Origin of the sequence: Gracilimonas halophila (assembly GCF_042684365.1) — a bacterium.
In the GTDB taxonomy this organism is placed as follows: domain Bacteria; phylum Bacteroidota; class Rhodothermia; order Balneolales; family Balneolaceae; genus Gracilimonas; species Gracilimonas halophila.
On the sequence record NZ_JBHULI010000001.1, the window covers coordinates 86,850 to 108,181 of the forward strand.

Below are 21,332 nucleotides of genomic sequence, written 5' to 3' on the forward strand. Positions count from 1 at the left end.
ACCCGGCCTTCTTAAATAATTTCTTTTACATACTTATCCATATTGAAAATCTCAGGAGGGGCAGTTTTTCTAAGATAGAGTGGATGATGGGGATGTCCGGCTTTTGATATTCGGCCTCGTTTAAAATAATTGCAATTATTTTGAGAAAGCACTTCATAAATATCATGCAGGCAACGAGAAAGATACGATCGCTTTTCAATCAGCGTTCCCCATGCACACCAGACATCCGCAGATAAATCGTTGGTTAATCCGGCGATCACATCCATATTTTTCTGGTGGATCTTCTTCTGAAAATGCTTGTGCATTTTATCCGGGTTGGTAGCCCGTTGCGGATAGAGATTGAACATCAGCCAGCCGTCATACCCATGATCGCGAGCAAAACGAGCCACCGAAGCCACTGTTGGGTCAAGATCATCAGGCTTGGCCGTACTTGGATTCACCCCAAAACAGATCAGTGGATTTTCCCCGTCTTGCCCCAGCGAGTAACGGGTAAGGGGTTCATCATGATGGTAAATCCAGGATCTGTCAGGAAACATAAATTGAAATAGTATTTGGGAGTTGAATTTCGGTTGAAGATAGTCGGTTTTAGGAGAATTTCGAATTTTGAATATTCTCGGTTCCCGGTTCGATATTTTGCCATTAAGCACGTACTTTTTCTCATGGCAAAAACCAGCACAACATCATTTAAAAAAAACCTATCAGGATCTCTATCTGATCTTTTTGAGAAAGACAGTTTTTTCATCGTTGGCGTTAGCGGTGGTCCTGATTCCATGGCCCTACTCTATCTCTTACACACTCAGGACGTAAAAGCCTTAACAGTGCATGTTAATTACGGAAAAAGAGGCAAAGGGTCTGATAAGGACCAGGAGTTAGTAGAGCAGATGTCAAACGCCTGGGGTTTTGAATGTTGTTCCATCCGGCTTGAACCTGAAGCTTCAAAGGGTGAGAATTTTCAAAACTGGGCTCGTAATCAGCGATATCAATATTTCAGAGATCTTAAAGAGGCTTATAAAGCTGATGCCATCATTACCGCTCATCATCAGGATGACCAGTTAGAAACGATCTTGCAGAAATTATTCCGGGGCAGTTCCCCTTCAACCTGGCAGGGAATGAGTATTTGGAATGGTGAACTTTTCCGACCACTTTTATCATACACTAAACAAGAAATCCTTGACTTCTGTGAAGCTGAAGCCGTCCCCTATAGAATAGATAAGTCTAATAAGAATTCTGAATTTGCCCGAAATTTCATCCGTAATGAATTCATTCATGCTATGGACAACTTATTTCCGGGCTGGCAAAAAAATATCCTTGATCTTCCGCGGCTTGGTAAAACCTTCGAACATAGCATCACCTATATTTCCGATCAGGTATCTTCCAAGAACACCATTTTATTGAATAAATTCACCAAATTACCGGAAGAATTAAAAACGGCCGTTATCAAAACCATCCTTGATCAAGCGGGCATGAAGGGGGATTATTCGCGTGGACAATTGCAAGAACTCTCAGAAATTGAATTCCTTCAGACCGGAAAGAGCCTGAAGATCGGGCCCATGACTTTAACCAGAGACCGGGATCATATTCACCTTCAGGCGGAACAAACATCACCAGTTATTTCGGAAGAGATCGATGAAGATCAGGCCCGAAATGGCTGGAAATCGAAAAACATTCTTATTGAACTAAAGCCTGAGCCAATACCCCTGCCGGCATTACGTTTGGATTCCTCGAAACTGAATTGGCCCCTTCAGGCCCGAAACTGGAATGCAGGAGACGTTTTCCAACCGCTTGGAATGAGCGGCTCTCAAAATATTTCTGATCACCTGACCAATAGAAAAATTCCGACTACCTCCCGTGAAAAAGCCTTGGTATTGTGCGGATCAGATGGTACTATTTACGCCATTATTTACCCTGATTTAACAGCAGACGGAGATCATGGTGCTATTTCAGAGAGAGCTAAATGCGAATCAACAACAGAAACCTTTTTGACGATTAATTTCACTTAACTATGAGTTCTAAATTTTACCAACCGGAAACCGTGACATGTAACGGTGAAAAGTTCAAGATCTTTATTACTAAAGAGCAAATTGACGAGCGTATGAATCAGCTTGGTAATCAGCTTGACAAAGATTTCAAAGGTAAAAAACCTATTTTCATCGGCATCCTTAATGGTGCTTTTATTTTTCTGGCAGATATTATGCGGCATGTTAGTATTCCATGCGAAGTGGATTTTATGAAACTAAGCAGTTATGGTGATGAAAAAGTATCTTCAGGTCAGGTTACCGAACTAAAACACATTGATGCTAAGATCGAAGGCCGGCATGTGATCCTTATAGAAGATATTGTGGATACCGGCCTTTCCATGAATTACATGGTTAAACGAATGAAAGAAAATAACCCGGCATCAGTTTCTGTATGCACCTTGCTTCACAAAAAAGAAGCCACTAAATATGATGTGCAATTAGATTACGTTGGTTTTGAAATTCCGAATGCTTTTGTATTGGGATACGGGTTAGACTATGCCCAGGAAGGACGCAACCTTTCTCAGATTTATGTAATAGATAATGAAGGCTAAATAACAGCACCCGGTTGTGTATAAATGGGTGTTTTATCGCTGTTGCTATGATTAGAAAAGTCATATTACTACTTGCTTTGGTTTGTTCTTGCGTGTCGGCGAAAGCCTTCCAGCTATCAATATTAGAGCAACAACCAACTCTTACCGCCCAACACTGGACCCTTGAAGACGGCCTTCCTGTGAATACCGTTGGGCGCGTCACACAAGACAGCCTCGGTTACCTATGGATAAGCACCTATGACGGACTTGTTAGATTCGATGGACTGGAATTCAAATTATTCAATTATTCCAACACCCCTGCAATGCCCCATAATCGCACCACTATCATATACCAGCAGGACAACGGTCGAATGTGGATTGCTTTGGAATACGGCGGAGTCCTTCTTAAAGAAAATGGGGAGTTCAAACACTTTGGAAACCAAACAAACTTTACCGATTCTGACCTGACTCAAATGTATGAGTTATCCGGTAACAGGATGTTCTTCATTACTCATTCCGGACTCTATGTGTTTGATGATGAAAAGTTTTCCAGGTTCTATAACAGCGATAATCCCAAACAAAATCAGGTTCACAATATTTATGAAGACCATGATAAGAGTATTTGGGTTGCAACAAACGACGGTCTTCTTCAATTTACTCCAACCGGAGATCTATTAGCTGAGTATCACAAAAGTTCCGAACAGCAGGAAAATCGCATTTTGGAAGTTATAAGAACCAATGCCGGAACCATAACAGTTGGAACCGATGACGGTGTATATGAATTGCGGGAAAAAGAATTGGTCCAATCTCAAAAGTATGCCATCACAGCCGATCATCCAATCTATGATATATTCCACGACGATAACAAAACATTATTTTCTTCGGCCGGGGAAGTCTTTTACAATTCAAATGGCAATATCTCAAAAGTTCAACACAATTATTTAGAGTTAGGGGAGGTATATAGAGAATTTTATACGGACTCGGAAGGACGATTTTGGTTAGTAGGAACTTCAGGTTCACTTTCTTTATTTGAGGATGGAAAAATTCGTCCCTTTACAGAAATACCGGATCACAGTGACTATTATTTCAACAGCGTATTTGAAGATCGCGAAGGAAAACTTTGGTTTGGAACAAGTGGAAATGGCCTCCTTGCTGTAAGCGAAAGTAAAGTTCAAAATTTAGGCACCCCGGAAGGTCTGTCAGGAGATAATATACTCGCTATGCTGGAAGACAGTCAGGGGCGCTATTGGGTGGGTACCCGAGGTGCCGGTTTAAACATGATTGAAGGCAATTCCATTACTCATTATGATGTAACAAATGGAGCAGAAACAAACATAGTCCAATCTATTGGGGAAGATATACATGGGAATATTTGGTTTGGGCATCATCAAAAAGGACTAAATAAAATAACGCCAAACGGCTTAGAGCATTATACCCCGGGAAATAATGTTGAGATCAATGATATACGCTCCATTTATACTCACAGTAACGGGGAAATGTGGCTTGGTACCTACGGAGGATTGATAAAATTCGATCCTTCCGATTCCAACCATGTTATCTATGATAAAGATGATGGGTTATCCGGTGTTAAGATAAGGTACGTTACCGAAGCCCCAGATGGTGCTCTTTGGACTGGCAGTCTGGATGGAGGAGTATCCCGTTTTCACGAGGGTTCTTTTACAAATTATACGGTCGAAGATGGCCTTTCTTCCAATAATATCCGGTCTATTTATATTGATGAATATGACGCCGGCACCATTTGGATAGGGTCAGAAAACAATGGGTTGAACCGTCTTAAAGATGGTGAGATCTCATATATCAATATGGAAGATGGCCTGCCCGATCATATCATACACTGGATATCTCAAGATGAAGACGGTTGGCTTTGGATGTCCTCAAACCGTGGTGTGTTTAAGATCAAAAAATCTGAACTGAATGCCTATTTAGATAATGATTCTGATATATTCACCTTATTACATTATGGACGTGCGGAAGGAATGCGTAATCCTGAGGGAAATGGTTCGGTTCAGGAAGCAGGACTCAGGACAAGCAGTGGAGACTTTTGGTTTTCAACGCAGGAAGGGGTCGCCATTTTCAGCCAAGACCAGAATGAATCCCAGGCCTTTCCCCCAACTGTTTTGGTCAACTCCATAACTGCCGGTGGAAATTCTTACACATCCAATGAAGTTGTAATCGATAAAGGATACAAAAGCTTCACTATCAATTTTCACGCACTGACCTTTCCTTCAAGTGAAAAAGCAAGGTTCAGATACCGCTTGATCGGTATTGATGATTCCTGGAATGAAATATCTAACCAACGATCTGCATCCTATAATGATATACCTGCCGGAGATTATACGTTTGAAGTTATAGCAGCAAATAACAATGGAGTATGGAGTGAACAACCTGCTACTGCTTCTATTACTGTTCAGCCTTATTTCTATGAACAACCATGGTTTTTTATCCTTGTTCTTGCTCTCATAACAGCAGGTTATTTTGGTTCTACTCAGATCCGCTACCGATATCTATTAAATAAACAGCGTAAGCTTGAAACCATCATTCAGGAACAAACAGCTGAACTAAGACAAGAAAGAAATGATCTTCAGGTTAAGAACCAGATCATACGAAGGCAAGCTACAGAACTTGAGGAAAGCAACAAGACCAAAGATAAATTCTTCTCCATCATTGCTCATGATCTGCGAAACCCGTTCCAGGCTATATTAGGGTTCACTGAGCTTTCCTTAATGGACGCAGACGATTCGACCTCTTCAGAACTCACCGAAAACCTTCAAAACATTAAAAGTTCCGCAAAACAACTTTTAGAACTTGTTGAAAACTTACTTAAATGGGCATCTCTCCAAACAGGTAAAATTAAACTGGCTCCAGAATGGATCAACCTTTCTGACTTACTGAATCAAACTCAAAAACTTCTGGAACACGTTGGTAACCAAAAAGGAATCAGTATAACAGTTTCAGCTCCTGAGCAGGCCAGAATACTTGCGGATCAAAACATGCTTCAAACAGTACTTCTAAACCTTGTTTCCAATTCCCTGAAGTTTACAGAAAGCGGGGGTAAAGTTAAGCTTATATTAAGAAAAGTGGATGATCATTATCTGATAAGTGTTAAGGATAATGGTATTGGAATGCCTCAGAAAATTGCAGAAAATTTACTGCGATTAGATTCCAATACTTCCCGACCCGGAACTGATAATGAAAAGGGTTCAGGTTTCGGGTTACTTATTTGTAAGGAAATGATCACGCTCCACAATGGAAGTATCAGTGTAGAATCTGAAGAAAAAACAGGGACTGAGTTTATTATAAAATTACCTATTAAGGCTTTTTTAGAAGCTCAAAAAAACTAAAGAAAATTGTCTTCATATTCGCGCTCATAAAAGTTGCTATTAGTCCATAAAGGTGGCTATATTTGTTGCCCTTGAAAAAACGGAGAGGTGGCTGAGTGGCTGAAAGCGCTCCCCTGCTAAGGGAGTATACCTCCAACGAGGTATCGAGGGTTCGAATCCCTCCCTCTCCGCACATTTTAGCTCTTTTAAGAGTTTTATTTGCTCTCCATAATAAACACTCCGTCCCATTCGTCACCCGGTGGATTTTCCTTCATGAACTCGCACCGTTGCATAAAAATACCGGATGGATTCTTGACGTATTTCTCAAGTTTTCCGGACTTATTAAATTTCGAAAGGGCCTTGTCCCAATCTTGATCCAGATAATGTTGCAGGCCTTCTTCATATAATCCAATACAGTCAAGAAGCTGTTGATCTGCATCTTCTTTAAGACCGACGATCTCAAATACTTTTACCGGCTTGCTTCTACCCTTCACTACAATATGGTCTAACTGTCGGAACAGACACTCGTTACCAAATTTTTCCGCTTCCTCTTTGGTAGATTCCGTTACCATCGTGAAGACTCCATATTGTTTAGCTCCACTCTCACAGCGAGCAGCTAAATTTACATTGTCTCCCATGATCGTATAGTTAAAGCGCCGGGTCGATCCCATATTCCCGGTCACCATGATACCGGTATTCATCCCCAAACGGTGTTGCATATTAGAAACAATTTCAGGGCGTCCATCTTTCTCCCATTTCTCTCTTAACCTTTCTAATTCCTTATGCATCAATTGGGAAGTTATACAAGCCTGATAGGCATGATCCTCCAAATACACTGGGGAACCGAAGAAAGCCACAATAGCATCACCTATATATTTATCGAGGGTGCCGCCACGATCATTCAGGATGTCGGTCATGGCACTTAAATATTCATTAATGACCTGAACCAGCTCTTTGGCTTCCAGTTGTTCTGAAAATGTAGAAAAAGAAACGATATAACTGAAAAAAGCCGTCATGTAAGTTTCTTCTCCACCAAGTTGTGGTTCTTCTCCTGATTCTATCATCTGATTGACCAGGTCAGGAGATACATAGGATGAAAACATTCCTTTAATGCGCCTTTTTTCTTTTTGCTCTATATAGTATTCGTAGCTAACCATACCTATTTGGGTGACTGTAACCGCCAGTAGTGGTCCGGTTAATACCATCAGGATATTATGTTGAATAAAAGCCCAGTATGTGATCCCAAAATATCCGGCGCCCATTACCAGCGAAATCAGGATCCCAAAATTTGCACTTAGAAAACGGTTTACCATCGTGATCATGAAACAGAAGAATAACATGATCATCAGCGTATACCAGCCACGGAATCGCTCAATATAGTTACTGTCTAAGATGGTTTGAAGAGCATTAGCATGAAGTTGATACCCCGGACGTGCATTATTACCCTCATTAGCGAAAGGGGTTGCATAGAAATCTTTGAGGAGCGGCATGGTGGCCCCCACGATCACGATCTTATCTTTAAAAGTCTCAAGGTTCAGGTGACCAATATCAGGATCATCAAAACTATTCACAGCAAAGCCAAGCTCAGACTCGAATACTGTTGTGTAAGAAGAATCATCGATCACTTCTTCATAAGATACTTCAGGGAACGTACCTTCCGGCCCATAATAATTGATAAGAAACGAATTCGCTCCATCCTTCAATATTTGATACGGCCCCAAAGCAAAGTGATCGCTTTCCGGATTCGGGCCTATGGGATCTATCTGTTCGTATGGAATATTTGCATAGAGCCTTAGTGCTTCCAATGATAATCTGTAATAATTTTGCTCCCGATATTCTTGCCCAAATCGGTAAGATCGAACGGCACCATCCAGATCCGGGTGCACCCGCACTAAAGCAACCTGATTTGGATTATTGGCAGTTAATACCGGAATGGGAAACATGGGCGAGGTCTCATCTGAAAGATCTGTGATACTTCGCTGTAACTCTCCTGCCAAGATCACATTCTTATACTTTTTTAGTGCCTCCGCAAAAAGAGTGTCATTCTTAAAATCATACTGATCCGGATTATCAAAGATGACATCAAAGGCGATAACCCTGGCTCCGGCACGATTTAGATTTTCAACCAATTTGGCGTGAATACTGGTTGGCCAGGGATATTTCTGGAGAATTTCCTCATCTGCTTCCTGGCTTATAGCCACCAATACTATGGAAGAGTCACTCACATCAAGCGGGCCCCTCCACTCAAATAACTGGTCACTATACTTCAATTCCAGAATTTGAACCGGCTTGAAGATCATCAAAATGAACGATGCTATAAATGCAGTAATGGCTATCAGAAGAATGGAGATCAGCTTTTTGCTACTGCTTTTATTTTTAGCCATTTAACTTAGAACCTGAATACATATCTGAGCTGTACAATTCTATCATTTGCGCGCCCTGAACCACTTACGTTGGTTAAGTTTGCGTCAAATACCAGTGAATGATAATTATCAATATTGAAACGAGCTCCGGTCTGCATTACATAGGTTTGAAAATTATTTTCAGTCACGTTATTTGATAGTACATAATAATCATCTCGATTGCTTTCAGTTCCTGAAAGATCAGTTATCAATAAAGGACGTGAAGTAGATTTGTTCCCGGTAACGGCAAGATTTTCAAATTCAAGTAAGGAACCTCCGTCATTGATCGGTGTTGAACTTTTTGCACCTTGTAGCAATGATTCCGGACTATCCTGTCCGTTATCTTCTACAACCAACAACCGGTAGGACACATCACTCGCCCCTTCCCAACTAAATTGAGGATATGGATTAGTGATCTATGCAGGAGCACCAAAAATATCTCCCGGTGTTTTAAGATAGATCTCACTCTCATCAAATGATGAAGTGGCACCTCCTCCGATCTCGATAGTGCTACTCGCAAGGTCCTGCCGACCAAAAGCATTGGTTACCCTGAAAATAATGACCTGGATGGTATAAATATCTTTAGGCAGGGCTGTTGAGCCTGACAGGTTTTCGAAAAACTCATCCCCTTCCGGAGTGAATCCGCCTGAAAACTGTATTTGCTGGTCTATTCCCGGAATTCTTTCGTTAGCCAAATCATTATTGGTTGCATACACTGACTGATAAGGTTCCAATGAGATCGGAAGAGTGGAATAAGACCTAAATTCAATAATATCACCTACTTTTGCCGCATTTACCTTTACTTCGATATAAAGATTATTGATGGTTTCAGCTGTCAGGTTCTCTAAAAACCCCGAAATCAGTACAGGCCCGGTTCCATCACCATTTATTCCCAATCCTGTTAAACTTAAAACCTGAGTGTTTTCTAAGGTAGCTCTGGGCTCAAGCTCAAGATTGATGTCCTGAGCATTTACTAATTCGCAGGGAACAACACAGGCAATCAACAGTACAAGAGCTATAGAATGACTTTTAAGTGATCTCTCAAACATATTTAATCCCGTAATTTTATTTGAGTCTTATTTTAAAGTAATAGCCGCATACAAACAAGCGGTATGCGAAGACTCTAATATTTGGAAAAATACACTGATAACCATTTGTATTATAAAAGAAATAAAAAAAAGCCCTTTTCCGGGTAATGGAAAAAGGCTTTGTGGAGCTACGGGGATTCGAACCCCGGACCTTCGCGCTGCCAGCGCGACGCTCTAGCCAGCTGAGCTATAGCCCCGTAAAAAACGGACGACAAAAATAAATAATTTATACCCAAATAACATGACAAATTTATTTATTCTTAATTTCATTTATTGAGCTTTAAAACTTTGTTTTATAATATATGCCAAGTTGATAAAAAACTCTTTTTAATTCTTTGTTAAACCGCTATTTTAGTAAGCAAACATCGCAAAGTTAATTCAAACCGTAATCCAAGAAGATGACAAATTTAAAATCTATCCTACATTTTTCTTTGGTAGCCGTTGCATTGGTCTTTATGACCAACTGTTCAGGGACCGAAGAATTACTTGCTCCATCCGAGCGTACCATTGAGTACTTAAATTCCCTAGATGACGAGACCCTAAAAACATTAGACTCTGATACTGATGGATTAAGTGACTATGATGAGCTTAGAGTTCACGAAACCAACCCATTAAATGCTGACACTGACGGTGACGGCCTTACCGATGGTGAAGAGATCAATGAATACGACACAGATCCTAACAACGCTGACACTGACGGTGACGGCCTTTCTGACGGTGATGAAGTAAATTCTTACAACACCGATCCTAACAATCCTGATTCTGACGAAGACGGCCTTTCTGACGGTGACGAAGTAAACAATTATAACACCGATCCTAACAGTTCAGACTCTGACAACGATGGGTTAAATGATTATGACGAAGTAATGACTCATGACACAGATCCTAACAACGCAGATTCTGATGGTGATGGCTTCACTGATATGCAGGAAATTGATATGGGAACAGATCCTATGGATTCCAGTGACCCTGTGTTCCTGAACGCCGACGATTTCGGAACTATCAACTTTGACTTTGACCGTTCTAACATCCGCAGTGATGCTCAAACGACCCTCGCTGAAAATGTTGAATTACTCAAAGATGCTCCAGCTTTCCGAATCCGTATAGATGCCTATACTGATCATGTTGGTGGAGATCAATACAACTTACGCTTGAGCTTGCGTCGAGCAAATGCTGTCGTTGACTACTATGTAGAAAACGGCATTTCTGAAGACCGCATTGAGTCAAGTGGCTTAGGTAAAGCTCCTGTTGAGTGTACTGAAGCTGAATTGGATGCGAATACTCCCGGCTGTGAAAGAAACCGCCGCGCTGAGTCTCATCCTATTAGCACACTCAAGTATCAGCCAAATAACTAAGCTGATCAGTTAGAGTAAATAATTTAAAAAGCCCGCTGCCTATGGTAGCGGGCTTTTTTTATGTACTTAATTTTGCCTTTAGGAACGACTTTAAAAGAACCGGGCTACACTCACCCCAACATAGAACCCCGGATCATCTATTCGGTAAGCGACATCGGCTCTGAAGAGATTAAAGATATTACTTAATGAAAGTCCTGCCTCCATATGCCAGTCATCTGTTGATACAGGTGAGAACCCATAACGGTTATTAAACTCGTCTACCTGTTGTTCTTTGATCCATGTTCTTCCTACCCCACCAAATGCGATAATGCTAAGTCCGGTTTGTGTAGCATTTCTCCAGCCCAGCATCTCCAAAGGCACACTTTTAAAGTTATGCTCTGCATTTAATGATACATAACTTGCTCCTTCATAAGGAATAAAACGCTTGGCTCTGAAAGCTCCAAAAGGTGTAACTACTCCCAAAGCAACATCCAATGCTTCATTTTTTTGAATAGGAAGATCGCCAAGATAGGTTCCGGCATTTAATCTCATATCCAATGTGTTTGGGAAAAACCGCCGCTGATAAAAAGTCTCGTACCGGCGATATATATCCAGTTTAAACCGGGTATAATCCCAGCTGCTTCCAATGAGTTTTGCGGACTGCTCAACACTTACAGAGAAGTCATTGGCGCCAATAGCACCAAAAGCTTTCTTGTCTTCTCCTATGCTATAGGATACCTTAAAAGCACTCAGAGTACCTTCATCTATATAACTGTTTGGGCGCTGAATCAGATCTCTGCCAATGATGTCATAACTGGTTTTATAATTTATGGCAGAATGATTTTCATACGCATAATTCAAACGAAATGTGCCACGAAACCTCTTCTCCGGTCGGTAAGCTGCCGTAAACTCAATTCCTTCATTTCGGTAGTAATCAAAGTAATCAGAATAGCCCAATAAGTTCGGCATACTGGTTATGAAAGAATTATACATATCGGAATTATAGCGGGTTTCCGTAGTAGCACTATAACCGGCAGAAAGTCCAAATCGGCGGGTCTTTTTCAGTGGCCACCATCCTATTTTAGCTCCATAAGAGAACGCCTCATAACCGGTACTGTATCCACCAAAAACCTCCGATGAAAGCCTGTTATCTATATATCGTCGTTCATGTTTAACTCCACCATAAAAGGCATCTACCCTATTGAAACGAGCCAAAGGACTTATGTTTCGCGTTACTTTAGACCATATTGAAGGCCCCTGACTATTTTGTGTATTTGAAGAGTTATTACTGCCTCTGCTGCTGCCTCCATTACTTTCTATAGAATAACCGGGATCATCCTCATCTTCCCAATCAATAAACCGGGTAAAGAAACCGGTAGGTTTGAATGCTTTTTCCAGCGTCGCTGTACTGTCCACCGTCTCGTAAGCACGTTTCTCCTGAAGATCCAAGGGAATCACATCAACTTCACTGACAAAAAGAGAATCACCGCTATTGATCGTTGTGGAATCTACCATCAACATTTGCGTTGATCTGAACAGCGAATCAGGAAGATCTGTATTCACTTCATAGTCGTTCAGCTTAGCGACTTGCTTAAAGCCTATGGGAGGGAATCTAAGCCCTACGATACCAACCTCAACCAATCCCTCGATCCGGACATCTACCGGAAGCCAGTAATCGCCCCCAAAATTATTGAATTGCTGGGAATAAGTAAGGTTAAAGTCTTGTACCGGGGGAGGAAAACTGATTACCGAATTAGGCTTCAGGTCTACTTCTAGCAACGCATATTCTTCACCCAGCACAAAGATCGTCCCCTCAAAAAGGGGCTGTAGTTTTCGCTTTGATGTTACTGACAATTCATATACTACCTGTCCATCCAGCGACTGTATATCTTCAAGGTAAAAATCATAATAGCTCAACGCATTCGGATGAGTTACCCCAACCATATCAAAACCCGCGATATCAAGGTTGTCATCATAGAAATTCGGTAAATAGCTTACCCCGGCAAAATTACTTGCCTCATCAATATTGGCCGTTTGTCGCTTTGACTTCAGTACTTCCCGGTGACCTCTCTCCCTATCCCAGTAGGCGATGGACACACTTTCAGAAATAGAAATGATGGTCGTATCATTCTTTAGCTGCTGGCGGGTATACGCCTCGGCTTTATACGTCTTAAGACCTTCCCGCCAGATCTGTTTTCGGCGGATCACTTCTCTCATAATAGCTATGGCAGGATCTTCACCGGTCACCACGATCTCACCCATTTCCGCCACCGACGGCTTCAGTAAGAAATCCACGAAATCGGTCTCTTCAGTAACAACTTTTTCCTGACTCTCAAAGCCGATGAAACGTACCACTAATGTCACCGGTAATTCGCCGACAATGATGCTGAACTCACCATCCTGGTTCGAGATCGTTCCTTTGTAGGTATCTTTGATGATCACGTGAGCTGCCGGAAGAGGCTCTCCGGTTTCGGCATCTGCAATTCTGCCGGTGACTGTGGTTTGCGCGGCCGCTTCTGTAAATGCCGTTAAGAGAAGGAGAAAAGTAAATACTATAGCTGTTTTTTGCATCGCCCTGAAAATCTGTTTGTGGAATAAAATCAATAAACTTCTACTAACAAGAAGCTGATTAGTTACATTAAGCTACGTATCTTTTCCACAAAGATTGTCTTGACTACTGACCCTGTAGTTCAATTGGAGAGAATTGTAATAAGCATAAGTTCTATAATATCAATTACTTAACATGCTTTATCAATGATTATGAATCCGATTATAAATCGTGTCTGATTTACAATTAATAAGGGTCATGATTATAAATTCTGTTCTTATAACCTCCACTTAGAATTTCAGATTTTCACAATGAGTTCAAGAAAAACCCCTGGTGGAAAAGAATGGATAAATTAAGTAAATAAGACTTTACTTAGTTATTATCACTGTACCTAAGATATCATTAAGACAACACACGATTTATAATGATTGGAATTTTGTTAATAGTACTATTTTCCACCTTTTCACCAACCCCTCAACCGATATCTGACGATGAGAAAGTTATCAAGGACAATATTCTTGTCGAGTTTCCTCAGAAGGAACCTTCTTTTCTTTCAAACCTATCCATTTCATTCAACCCTGAATCTGAGTTTATATACCTGTTAAACAATCAGTCAGGAGAACTTACTCAGATTGAACCAAATGGGTCTTTCTCCGTTATCAATACTCTTCAATTTCCACTTTCAGATGAATATCATTACATGGAAACCTCCCGTGACGGGTCTACTCTTTTCTTTTGGGAAATTGGTTTAGGGGAAGTGTACAAATATGCTATTAAGACCAAGTCTCTTCAACACATATCCAACACGAGTGTTCATAAATACATGTACAATCACGGAGGGGTCATAGATGAAAATAACAACATATTCGTACAGGGAGGGTATGGTTTTTGGGAGGTTAAGAATTTCCTCTTGAAATACACTTCCAAAAACGAATGGTTATTGGAGTCCTACGGGGATGACTTAAAAGTGGTTCCACATATGACCCAAAATTCACTTTGGTACGATAGAGACAACAGAGAATTACTCTATATGACGAAATCAAACAGTCAGTGGATAGATGAAGATTCTTATAGTTTGGGTACATACAATCTCCAAAAGAAAAAATGGGTCAGTGAAAAATGGATAATTCCAACAGAACATAAGATTAACCTTGGGTATTATCTGTTAGTGAGAACCAGTTATACGAGAAATGACTCAACTAATATCACCCATATAGATGGAAAGTACTTTCTCAATACTAATACAAGTAGATTCTATCAGTTAGAGAACCCTACTCTTACTAACATAACTCGGTTTGTTTTTTATTACTCAGATAAAAGTGACCAATGGATATTCGTTGGTTCTGATAGGGAAAACAGTACAACCAATCTTACCATTAAAAGAATACCTAATTCAGAGTTCACACTCTCTGAAATTCCGACCTACAGTAGATTTGGATTTATATTATCCAAATACCTGTGGTGGATTCTCACAGTTCTAACTTTTAGTGTACTCCTAGTTTTTATTTATATCAGATATATCCAAAAGAGTACCCTTGAAACTACAGAAAGTGAATCACCTCTTTATCTCAATTATGAGGACGACAAAATTCATGTTTTCCAAAATGGTGAGTTGATACCTATCACAGATGACTATGTGAGAAGAACCTGGGAAGTAATTTATTCTATGTATATCAAAGGGAGTACCGTTATTTCAATGTCTGAATTTGATGATAAACTTTTCCTCCCTGACCATTCCCCCTCATATCGTTCGAAAATAAAAAATAAAGTTTTTAAACACATCAACAGTATTTCTGGTACCCTCATAACTCTTGAACCGAATCCCATTGATAAGAGGTTTAAGGATGTTCATATAAATACTGACCTCATAGAACAATAGACAGGTATTACCTGACCCCCTTTAGAAATTACTTGTCAACTAATAAACAAGTATCTAATAACTTTTATTGATATAAATACCCCGTTATTGATATTGGTTTTTAGGGGTACAAGTTTTATACCCTAAGACCTTTAAATGATTAACTTCAAATATTGGGTGTTTATCTTTCAAACATAACCTAACCCAATAACCTCCTCCCATTGATTTGGGAGAAGGTTTTTTGGGGTACAAGTATTTCCACTTCCTGTACAAACCTTATTTATGTATTTATCATACGTTATACCCTTCTACCTCTCATAATTTTTGTATCTCTTGTAAATCTATCTTTTGAAACCGAGTCTACTCCTGAGGACACTACTGACACTATTAATTAGGAGCAGGTTTTGGGGAAACCGACAGTTTGAGGGTATGTTCAAAAAGGACACTCTTTTAGTGGTACAAGTACAAAAAATCATTTAAGGGGTCATTGGCCAAGGTGAATTCGCAAACACGAAAACTCCTTAAAAACCCCCTAAAATCCACCATATCAACTTCACGGGTACTCAGTTCGGTTGGAGTTAAACGACTCGGAGAATCCTCATTTCTAAGTAAAGTTGTCAGGAAGATTAATGGGTTTTTCAAGAAGGTGTTCAGGTCACTTCAAAAGACGGAACGAGAGTTGGATACCCTCCAAAAACTCTCTCGTAAGATGGTCAGGTAGTAACTATTTCAAACTTTTTTCAATTTTTTTATTCGTTTTCTCATCCGACCTCATACTTATAGGTGTATCAGGTGATACTAAACTTCATATCCTTCGAAAAACTGAGGTGGGAATGTTGGAACAGGTAAAGAGATGTAATGACCTACATCAAGTGAGATTGAATAAACTTTAGAACTCGTTTTTTCTTTTTCTGACTTTCTTCTGGGGGACTTGTTTCCATCTTTTTCGTTTTTTCAACAGATACCAACTTACCTACTGAACCGTATATCTATATATATTTTTCAGAGTGAGAATAACTACTCTATAACTTCTATAGACCAAAAAAATTGACCTCGATATATAAACGGGTCAGACCAAGTGTTTGGGGAAACAAAAGTTCTCAGTTACAAGAAACTAATTTTTGATTACCCTGTTAGAATATTCCATAAAAAAGTGTTTATCTATCAACAAACAGGTAAGGGTTTGAATATGTATTTCAGAGTATTATCAAATGGACTTAGTACATAATCTGTCAATATATGGATACTTCAAAAGACCATAATTTATTTGACACAGTAGAGATTAGTTATCCTTTTCCATTTTAAGATTATACACTTCACTTATTCGGTTCTTAATTGAAAGTTTTTCACTGTTTGAAATACTTATCTCATTACTTGTATGGATATAATAATTTTCCATGGTTTGAACTGAATTCCTGGTTACCTGTGATAAATCAAATGTTGAAACACCCTTAGTGTATAGATTAAAGTTTATCATCATATCTCTCAGGTCATGTGTTCTTTCTACACCTGTATGTTTCAACTCAAGTTCATCCAACACATAATTGTCAAAATTCTTTCTTAAAGTTCCCATGTCAAATGGAAATAATCTGTCTTCATCAGAATACAAGTACATTATTACTTCTATAATATTTGTTTTATAGGTAGGTTTTTTATGGTGTTCTTTTAGGAATATTTTTTCCTGTTTTAGTTGGTCTGATTTAGTCCAGGAAAACACACTATAATCCACACCTACTCTCCCAAACTTTCTCTTCCAATAAATAACAAAGGTGTATATGTGTTTATTTGGTGAAATATATGAATACCCACTTTTCTTTTTCCCATGAATCCTCTCCATACTCTTTTTATTTGAATAACAATAAACTAATTCACCTATTCTAAACCCATAAAGTATTTGAAGAAGTGATGTAAAATAAACTGAGGTGTATTTTTCAGGTCTAACTTTAGGGTTCTTGATAAATTCCAACCAAACCTTACGAACTCTTTCAGATAGTTTTTCTACCCACTCTATGTAATTCTCAACAGTATAGAAATCAGGAATTGACTTCTCTTTTCGTCTAACAGAAAATAGGTTTTTTCTAAATTTTGGTGTAATAGGATGATATTTTATCACTCTATTCCCTCTACTTGGTTCAACTAATTCATCCAAAAACTGTTGAATATGTATAAGGATAACCCTTATAGAATTATCAGATAACTCCTTTTCACCATTACTTTTTTCGTAATCATAGATGAGATAACTAACAAAGTCCTCAAAATAATTTCTAAAACTTTCCCTTTGAACTCCTCTTAATGAAATGGGGGTTTCAATCACATAGTCTCGGAGTTTTCTTACATGTGAAATGATATCCTGAGTTGTTTTTTTAGTCCGTTCTGTACCCCGTACATTCTCTTCACCTTCCTTTTCTAATCTTTCAATATAATCGTCAATAACATTGAGAAAAGTCTGGTTCCTTTTTGTTTTTGAGATTCCTTTGAGTTTATCCTTTAAGATTTTAACACTATTCTGAAAAGAATTTTCCTCATCACCTTTATCATTTACAGAACACAAATGAATCAGTCTGTTTGTACCCTTTGATTTGTTATAGTACCAGTAGTGATATACTTTTCCACCCTGTTTGTTTTTTTGAATAGTGAAGGAACCATTCGGAATTGTACCATCACTTTGAAGGTACTTTACAATGTCCTTAGAATAACCAAAGTCTTTCTTTTTCATATTCTCAGATTTTCGTTGATATAGTATAACAAAAATCCGTAATATGATTATGAAACGATTATGAATTTTATAAGTAAGCTTAATAGATATTGTTTTTATTAAACTTACAAATGACCCTGTAGTTCAATTGGATAGAATAGGGACCTCCTAAGTCCTAGATCTGGGTTCGATTCCCGGCGGGGTCACATTTGCTCTTCAAATAAAAGCTCTTAAAACATTCATTGGTATTTTTCCTCAGAATACCTTTTTATAGGGGCAATATTTGATTGATCTGTTAAAGATGATCTAAACCGAAATTTATCATTGAATCAAACATGCTCCTTCATTCCTTAGACTGGACCATCCTTGCTGTCTTTTTTGCTGTTGTACTTGTCATTGGATTGTGGTCATCCAAAACAGCCGGCAAAAATCAGGAACAGTTTTTTCTTGGGGGAAGAAGCATGCCCTGGTGGCTTTTGGGAGTCTCAATGGTGGCCACCACCTTCTCCGCCGATACGCCCAATCTCGTGACAGGACTGGTGCGTGAAGGCGGCGTAGCCCGAAACTGGGTGTGGTGGTCTTTTTTGATCACGGGTATGGTAACCGTATTTATCTATGCCCGTTTATGGAGGCGATCCAATGTGCTTACAGATCTTGAATTCTATGAGATCCGGTACAGCGGAAAAGCGGCCTCCTTTTTGAGGGGCTTCCGCGCGATCTACCTCGGTGTTTTATTCAACTGCCTGATCATGGGAACCGTGACGCTGGCTGCCATTAAGATCGGCTCCGTTATGTTCGGGCTTTCTCCGTGGATCATTGTAGTTGGAGGATCGGCCATAGTAGTCGCCTACTCAGCCCTGGGCGGGATCAAAGGGGTGATATGGACGGATTTCTTTCAATTTGGGATCGCCATGGTTGGGGCTTTTTATGCTGCCTACGTAGCTATTGAACAGCCCGAGATCGGTTCACTGGCTGCATTGTTTGATCACCCCAACCTGGAGGGCAAACTGGATATATTTCCAAGTATGAATAATCCCTCACTAGTCATCTCCATGTTCATTATTCCCATTGCTGTGCAATGGTGGTCGGTGTGGTATCCCGGTTCTGAGCCCGGAGGTGGCGGTTATATCGCACAGCGTATGCTCGCTGCAAAAGATGAAAATCATGCGGTAGGAGCAACCCTTCTCTTTAATGTTGCACATTATGCCTTGCGCCCCTGGCCCTGGATCATTGTAGCACTGGCATCCCTGGTACTTTTCCCGGATCTGGCTTCCATTCATGAAGTTTTTCCGGATATCAAAGATCAATATCTGGGAGATGACATCGCTTACCCGGTCATGCTGACCTTACTCTCACCGGGCTGGCTGGGATTGGTAACAGCCTCACTCATCGCGGCATTTATGTCCACTATCAGTACCCATTTGAATTGGGGCTCTTCGTACCTGGTTCACGATTTTTACAACCGTTTTGTGAAGCCTGATGCCACCGAAAAGGAATTGGTTAGAATGGGGCGAATTTCAACACTCTTACTTATGGTTATCTCAGGAGCCTTTGCTTTGTTTTTGTTGAGAGATGCCACGCAGGCCTTCAACATCTTACTATTGTCAGGCGCAGGAACCGGAGCCATTTATCTGCTCCGTTGGTTCTGGTGGCGCATTAATGCCCTAACGGAAGTGACAGCTATGATCAGTGGTACGATCACCGCTTTTGTGTTGGTCCTTTTTGTGAGTGATGACGCCTTAGCCACTACTTATCTGGATGGGTTCACGGTGAAGTTATTACTGGCCGTTTTCATCACCTCGGTGGTCTGGATCGTTACCGCCTTTACTACCCGGCCGGAATCCTATGAGACACTTCGCAAATTCTATGAACTCACTCACCCCGGCGGACCCGGCTGGAAAAAACTGATCCGGGAATCTAAAAAGCGGGGTGATGAGATCGCCGAAACCAAGGATTGGGGAGTTCCACAAGGCATTTTGATGGTCTTTGTAGGATGCATTGGAACCTATTCAGCACTAATAGGGACTGGAAATTTTCTATATGGAAACTATATTACCGCAGGAATTTTAACGCTGGTCTTCATTGTATCGGCTTATATCATTCAACAATATTTAACTAAAACTGAATTCTAATGGGTGATTTTACACGACGTAAATTTCTTCAATCGGCATCAGTTCTTGCAGCAGGAACATTCACTCTGCCATCTTTTGTAAGAGCCAGTTCACTTGGTACGATGAATGATGTCCGTATTGGATTTATTGGAACGGGACTACGAGGACGGAATCACGTGAATAATATCCTTAGTTATGAAGGCGTGCATTGCCCCGCTATTTGCGATATCGACCCAGAGGCCATCACCAAAACCAAGGACATCTTCAGAAATAAAGGCAAGGACCTGCCCAAAGTTTACACCGGAAATGATCATGCATACTTAGAAATGCTCGAAAAAGAAGATCTGGATGGTGTAATAATTGCCACCAACTGGAAATGGCACACACCGATGAGTCTCGCTGCAATGCGCAATGGAGTTTATACCGGGGTTGAAGTTTCTGGAGCTTTTTCAGTGGATGAATGCTGGGAGTTGGTTCGTACACATCAACAAACAGGAACGCATTTGTTTTTCCTCGAAAATGTGAATTACCGTCGGGATGTATTGGCTGTATTGAATATGGTAAGGGATAATGTATTTGGAGAACTTCTGCATCTAAGAGGCGGTTATCAGCATGATCTTCGACAGGTGAAATTCAATGACGGGCAAGGCGGACTTAAATTTGGGAAGGACAGCTACGGGGAAGCCCGTTGGAGAACTGAACACTCCATTCGCCGAAACGGGGAACTCTATCCAACACACGGTCTCGGACCGCTTAATGCCATGCTGGATGTAAACAGAGGTAATCGGCTTACCTCTATTTCATCTTTTGCCACCAAGGCTAAAGGGCTAAACCAATTTGTACTCGATCACCCCGATGGCGGTGAAGATCACCCGTATGAAAACATTGACTGGAAGCTGGGAGATATCGTCACTTCACATATCTCCACGGCTAATGGCGAGACCATCATTCTAACGCACGATACCAACCTTCCACGGCCCTATTCGCTTGGATTCAGAGTTCAAGGTGTTAAAGGACTGGCCCAATTCGACTATCACACCCGAAGAGTTCATGTGGAAGGTGTTTCAGAAAATCACCAATGGGATGAATGGAAAGAATGGTTTGAAAAGTACGATCACGAGCTTTGGAGAAAATATGGTGAGATCGCCATCGATGGAGGACATGGAGGCATGGATTATTTTCTCGACCGCGCTTTTGTTGAAAGTGTAAAAGCTAGTGCCCCGGCCGTCATTGATGTTTATGACGCTGCTGTGATGCGGGTGATCACCCCGTTATCTGAAGTATCGATCAGGGAAGGAGGAACTCCTCAGGAAATTCCCGATTTCACAGATGGAAACTGGATCCATCGCGAACCTGTATTTGCTTTGGGTGATTGGTAACTTCCGCTCTTAGTTGGAATTTCAATTT

The 21,332-nt window shown here is 40.4% G+C and carries 13 protein-coding genes and 3 tRNA genes; 9 read left to right on the forward strand and 7 right to left on the reverse strand.

Going from position 1 to position 21,332, the window contains the following annotated elements; genetic code table 11:
* Positions 1-11: 11 nt before the first annotated feature.
* Positions 12-536, reverse strand: coding sequence for a DUF1643 domain-containing protein (locus ACFSVN_RS00410; RefSeq protein ID WP_390296929.1), 525 nt, complete (start codon positions 534-536; stop codon positions 12-14).
* 123 nt (positions 537-659) lie between these two features.
* Between ACFSVN_RS00410 and tilS the strand changes: the two genes are divergently transcribed.
* The 4 genes from tilS (at position 660) to ACFSVN_RS00430 (ending at position 6,080) form a co-directional block, all read left to right on the forward strand.
* Entirely contained in the window at positions 660-2,000 is a 1,341-nt protein-coding gene (gene tilS, locus ACFSVN_RS00415; protein ID WP_390296932.1) for a tRNA lysidine(34) synthetase TilS, read from the forward strand.
* Between the two features lie 2 nt (positions 2,001-2,002).
* Complete coding sequence (gene hpt, locus ACFSVN_RS00420; protein ID WP_390296935.1) at positions 2,003-2,569, forward strand: hypoxanthine phosphoribosyltransferase; 567 nt, start codon at positions 2,003-2,005, stop codon at positions 2,567-2,569.
* A 47-nt stretch (positions 2,570-2,616) separates the two neighbouring features.
* Entirely contained in the window at positions 2,617-5,910 is a 3,294-nt protein-coding gene (locus ACFSVN_RS00425) for a sensor histidine kinase (protein ID WP_390296938.1), read from the forward strand.
* Between the two features lie 81 nt (positions 5,911-5,991).
* Positions 5,992-6,080, forward strand: a tRNA-Ser gene (locus ACFSVN_RS00430).
* 24 nt (positions 6,081-6,104) lie between these two features.
* On the opposite strand, the gene ACFSVN_RS00435 is transcribed toward ACFSVN_RS00430, so the two are convergent.
* From ACFSVN_RS00435 to ACFSVN_RS00450, 4 genes are all read right to left on the reverse strand, one after another.
* The gene (locus ACFSVN_RS00435; RefSeq protein WP_390296941.1) at positions 6,105-8,273 is read right to left on the reverse strand and encodes a CHASE2 domain-containing protein; all 2,169 of its coding nucleotides are present in this window, start codon (positions 8,271-8,273) and stop codon (positions 6,105-6,107) included.
* A gap of 5 nt (positions 8,274-8,278) precedes the next feature.
* Positions 8,279-8,662, reverse strand: a complete 384-nt coding sequence (locus ACFSVN_RS00440) for a hypothetical protein (protein ID WP_390296943.1) — start codon at positions 8,660-8,662, stop codon at positions 8,279-8,281.
* Positions 8,663-8,707: 45 nt separating this feature from the next.
* Positions 8,708-9,340 carry a hypothetical protein gene (locus tag ACFSVN_RS00445; RefSeq protein WP_390296946.1) on the reverse strand — a complete coding sequence of 211 codons (633 nt, stop codon included), beginning with the start codon at positions 9,338-9,340 and terminating at the stop codon, positions 8,708-8,710.
* A 162-nt stretch (positions 9,341-9,502) separates the two neighbouring features.
* Positions 9,503-9,576, reverse strand: a tRNA-Ala gene (locus tag ACFSVN_RS00450).
* A 201-nt stretch (positions 9,577-9,777) separates the two neighbouring features.
* On the opposite strand from ACFSVN_RS00450, the gene ACFSVN_RS00455 reads away from it, so the two are divergent.
* Positions 9,778-10,734 (forward strand): OmpA family protein, encoded by a 957-nt coding sequence (locus tag ACFSVN_RS00455; RefSeq protein WP_390296949.1) that lies wholly within the window; start codon positions 9,778-9,780, stop codon positions 10,732-10,734.
* Positions 10,735-10,824: 90 nt separating this feature from the next.
* Here ACFSVN_RS00455 and ACFSVN_RS00460 read toward each other — a convergent pair whose 3' ends face one another.
* Entirely contained in the window at positions 10,825-13,284 is a 2,460-nt protein-coding gene (locus ACFSVN_RS00460; protein ID WP_390296952.1) for a DUF5686 and carboxypeptidase-like regulatory domain-containing protein, read from the reverse strand.
* 401 nt (positions 13,285-13,685) lie between these two features.
* On the opposite strand from ACFSVN_RS00460, the gene ACFSVN_RS00465 reads away from it, so the two are divergent.
* Positions 13,686-15,140, forward strand: coding sequence for a hypothetical protein (locus tag ACFSVN_RS00465; protein ID WP_390296955.1), 1,455 nt, complete (start codon positions 13,686-13,688; stop codon positions 15,138-15,140).
* A 1,261-nt stretch (positions 15,141-16,401) separates the two neighbouring features.
* On the opposite strand, the gene ACFSVN_RS00470 is transcribed toward ACFSVN_RS00465, so the two are convergent.
* Entirely contained in the window at positions 16,402-17,835 is a 1,434-nt protein-coding gene (locus tag ACFSVN_RS00470; protein ID WP_390296958.1) for a hypothetical protein, read from the reverse strand.
* Between the two features lie 112 nt (positions 17,836-17,947).
* Here ACFSVN_RS00470 and ACFSVN_RS00475 point away from each other — a divergent pair.
* The 3 genes from ACFSVN_RS00475 (at position 17,948) to ACFSVN_RS00485 (ending at position 21,304) form a co-directional block, all read left to right on the forward strand.
* Positions 17,948-18,020, forward strand: a tRNA-Arg gene (locus ACFSVN_RS00475).
* 129 nt (positions 18,021-18,149) lie between these two features.
* Entirely contained in the window at positions 18,150-19,946 is a 1,797-nt protein-coding gene (locus tag ACFSVN_RS00480; protein ID WP_390296961.1) for a sodium:solute symporter family protein, read from the forward strand.
* On the forward strand, positions 19,946-21,304 hold the full coding sequence (locus ACFSVN_RS00485; protein ID WP_390296964.1) for a Gfo/Idh/MocA family protein: 1,359 nt from the start codon (positions 19,946-19,948) through the stop codon (positions 21,302-21,304). The genes ACFSVN_RS00480 and ACFSVN_RS00485 overlap by 1 nt, the downstream gene beginning before the upstream one ends.
* Positions 21,305-21,332: the final 28 nt, after the last annotated feature.

Excerpts from the sequence above, each read along its gene's own strand:
- ACFSVN_RS00435 (WP_390296941.1), bottom strand. The coding sequence starts at position 8,273 with ATGGCTAAAAATAAAAGCAGTAGCAAAAAGCTGATCTCCATTCTTCTG.
- ACFSVN_RS00455 (WP_390296949.1), top strand. The coding sequence starts at position 9,778 with ATGACAAATTTAAAATCTATCCTACATTTTTCTTTGGTAGCCGTTGCA.
- ACFSVN_RS00410 (WP_390296929.1), bottom strand. The coding sequence starts at position 536 with ATGTTTCCTGACAGATCCTGGATTTACCATCATGATGAACCCCTTACC.
- hpt (WP_390296935.1), top strand. The coding sequence starts at position 2,003 with ATGAGTTCTAAATTTTACCAACCGGAAACCGTGACATGTAACGGTGAA.
- ACFSVN_RS00470 (WP_390296958.1), bottom strand. The coding sequence starts at position 17,835 with ATGAAAAAGAAAGACTTTGGTTATTCTAAGGACATTGTAAAGTACCTT.
- ACFSVN_RS00445 (WP_390296946.1), bottom strand. The coding sequence starts at position 9,340 with ATGTTTGAGAGATCACTTAAAAGTCATTCTATAGCTCTTGTACTGTTG.
- ACFSVN_RS00485 (WP_390296964.1), top strand. The coding sequence starts at position 19,946 with ATGGGTGATTTTACACGACGTAAATTTCTTCAATCGGCATCAGTTCTT.
- ACFSVN_RS00480 (WP_390296961.1), top strand. The coding sequence starts at position 18,150 with ATGCTCCTTCATTCCTTAGACTGGACCATCCTTGCTGTCTTTTTTGCT.
- ACFSVN_RS00465 (WP_390296955.1), top strand. The coding sequence starts at position 13,686 with ATGATTGGAATTTTGTTAATAGTACTATTTTCCACCTTTTCACCAACC.
- tilS (WP_390296932.1), top strand. The coding sequence starts at position 660 with ATGGCAAAAACCAGCACAACATCATTTAAAAAAAACCTATCAGGATCT.
- ACFSVN_RS00460 (WP_390296952.1), bottom strand. The coding sequence starts at position 13,284 with ATGCAAAAAACAGCTATAGTATTTACTTTTCTCCTTCTCTTAACGGCA.
- ACFSVN_RS00425 (WP_390296938.1), top strand. The coding sequence starts at position 2,617 with ATGATTAGAAAAGTCATATTACTACTTGCTTTGGTTTGTTCTTGCGTG.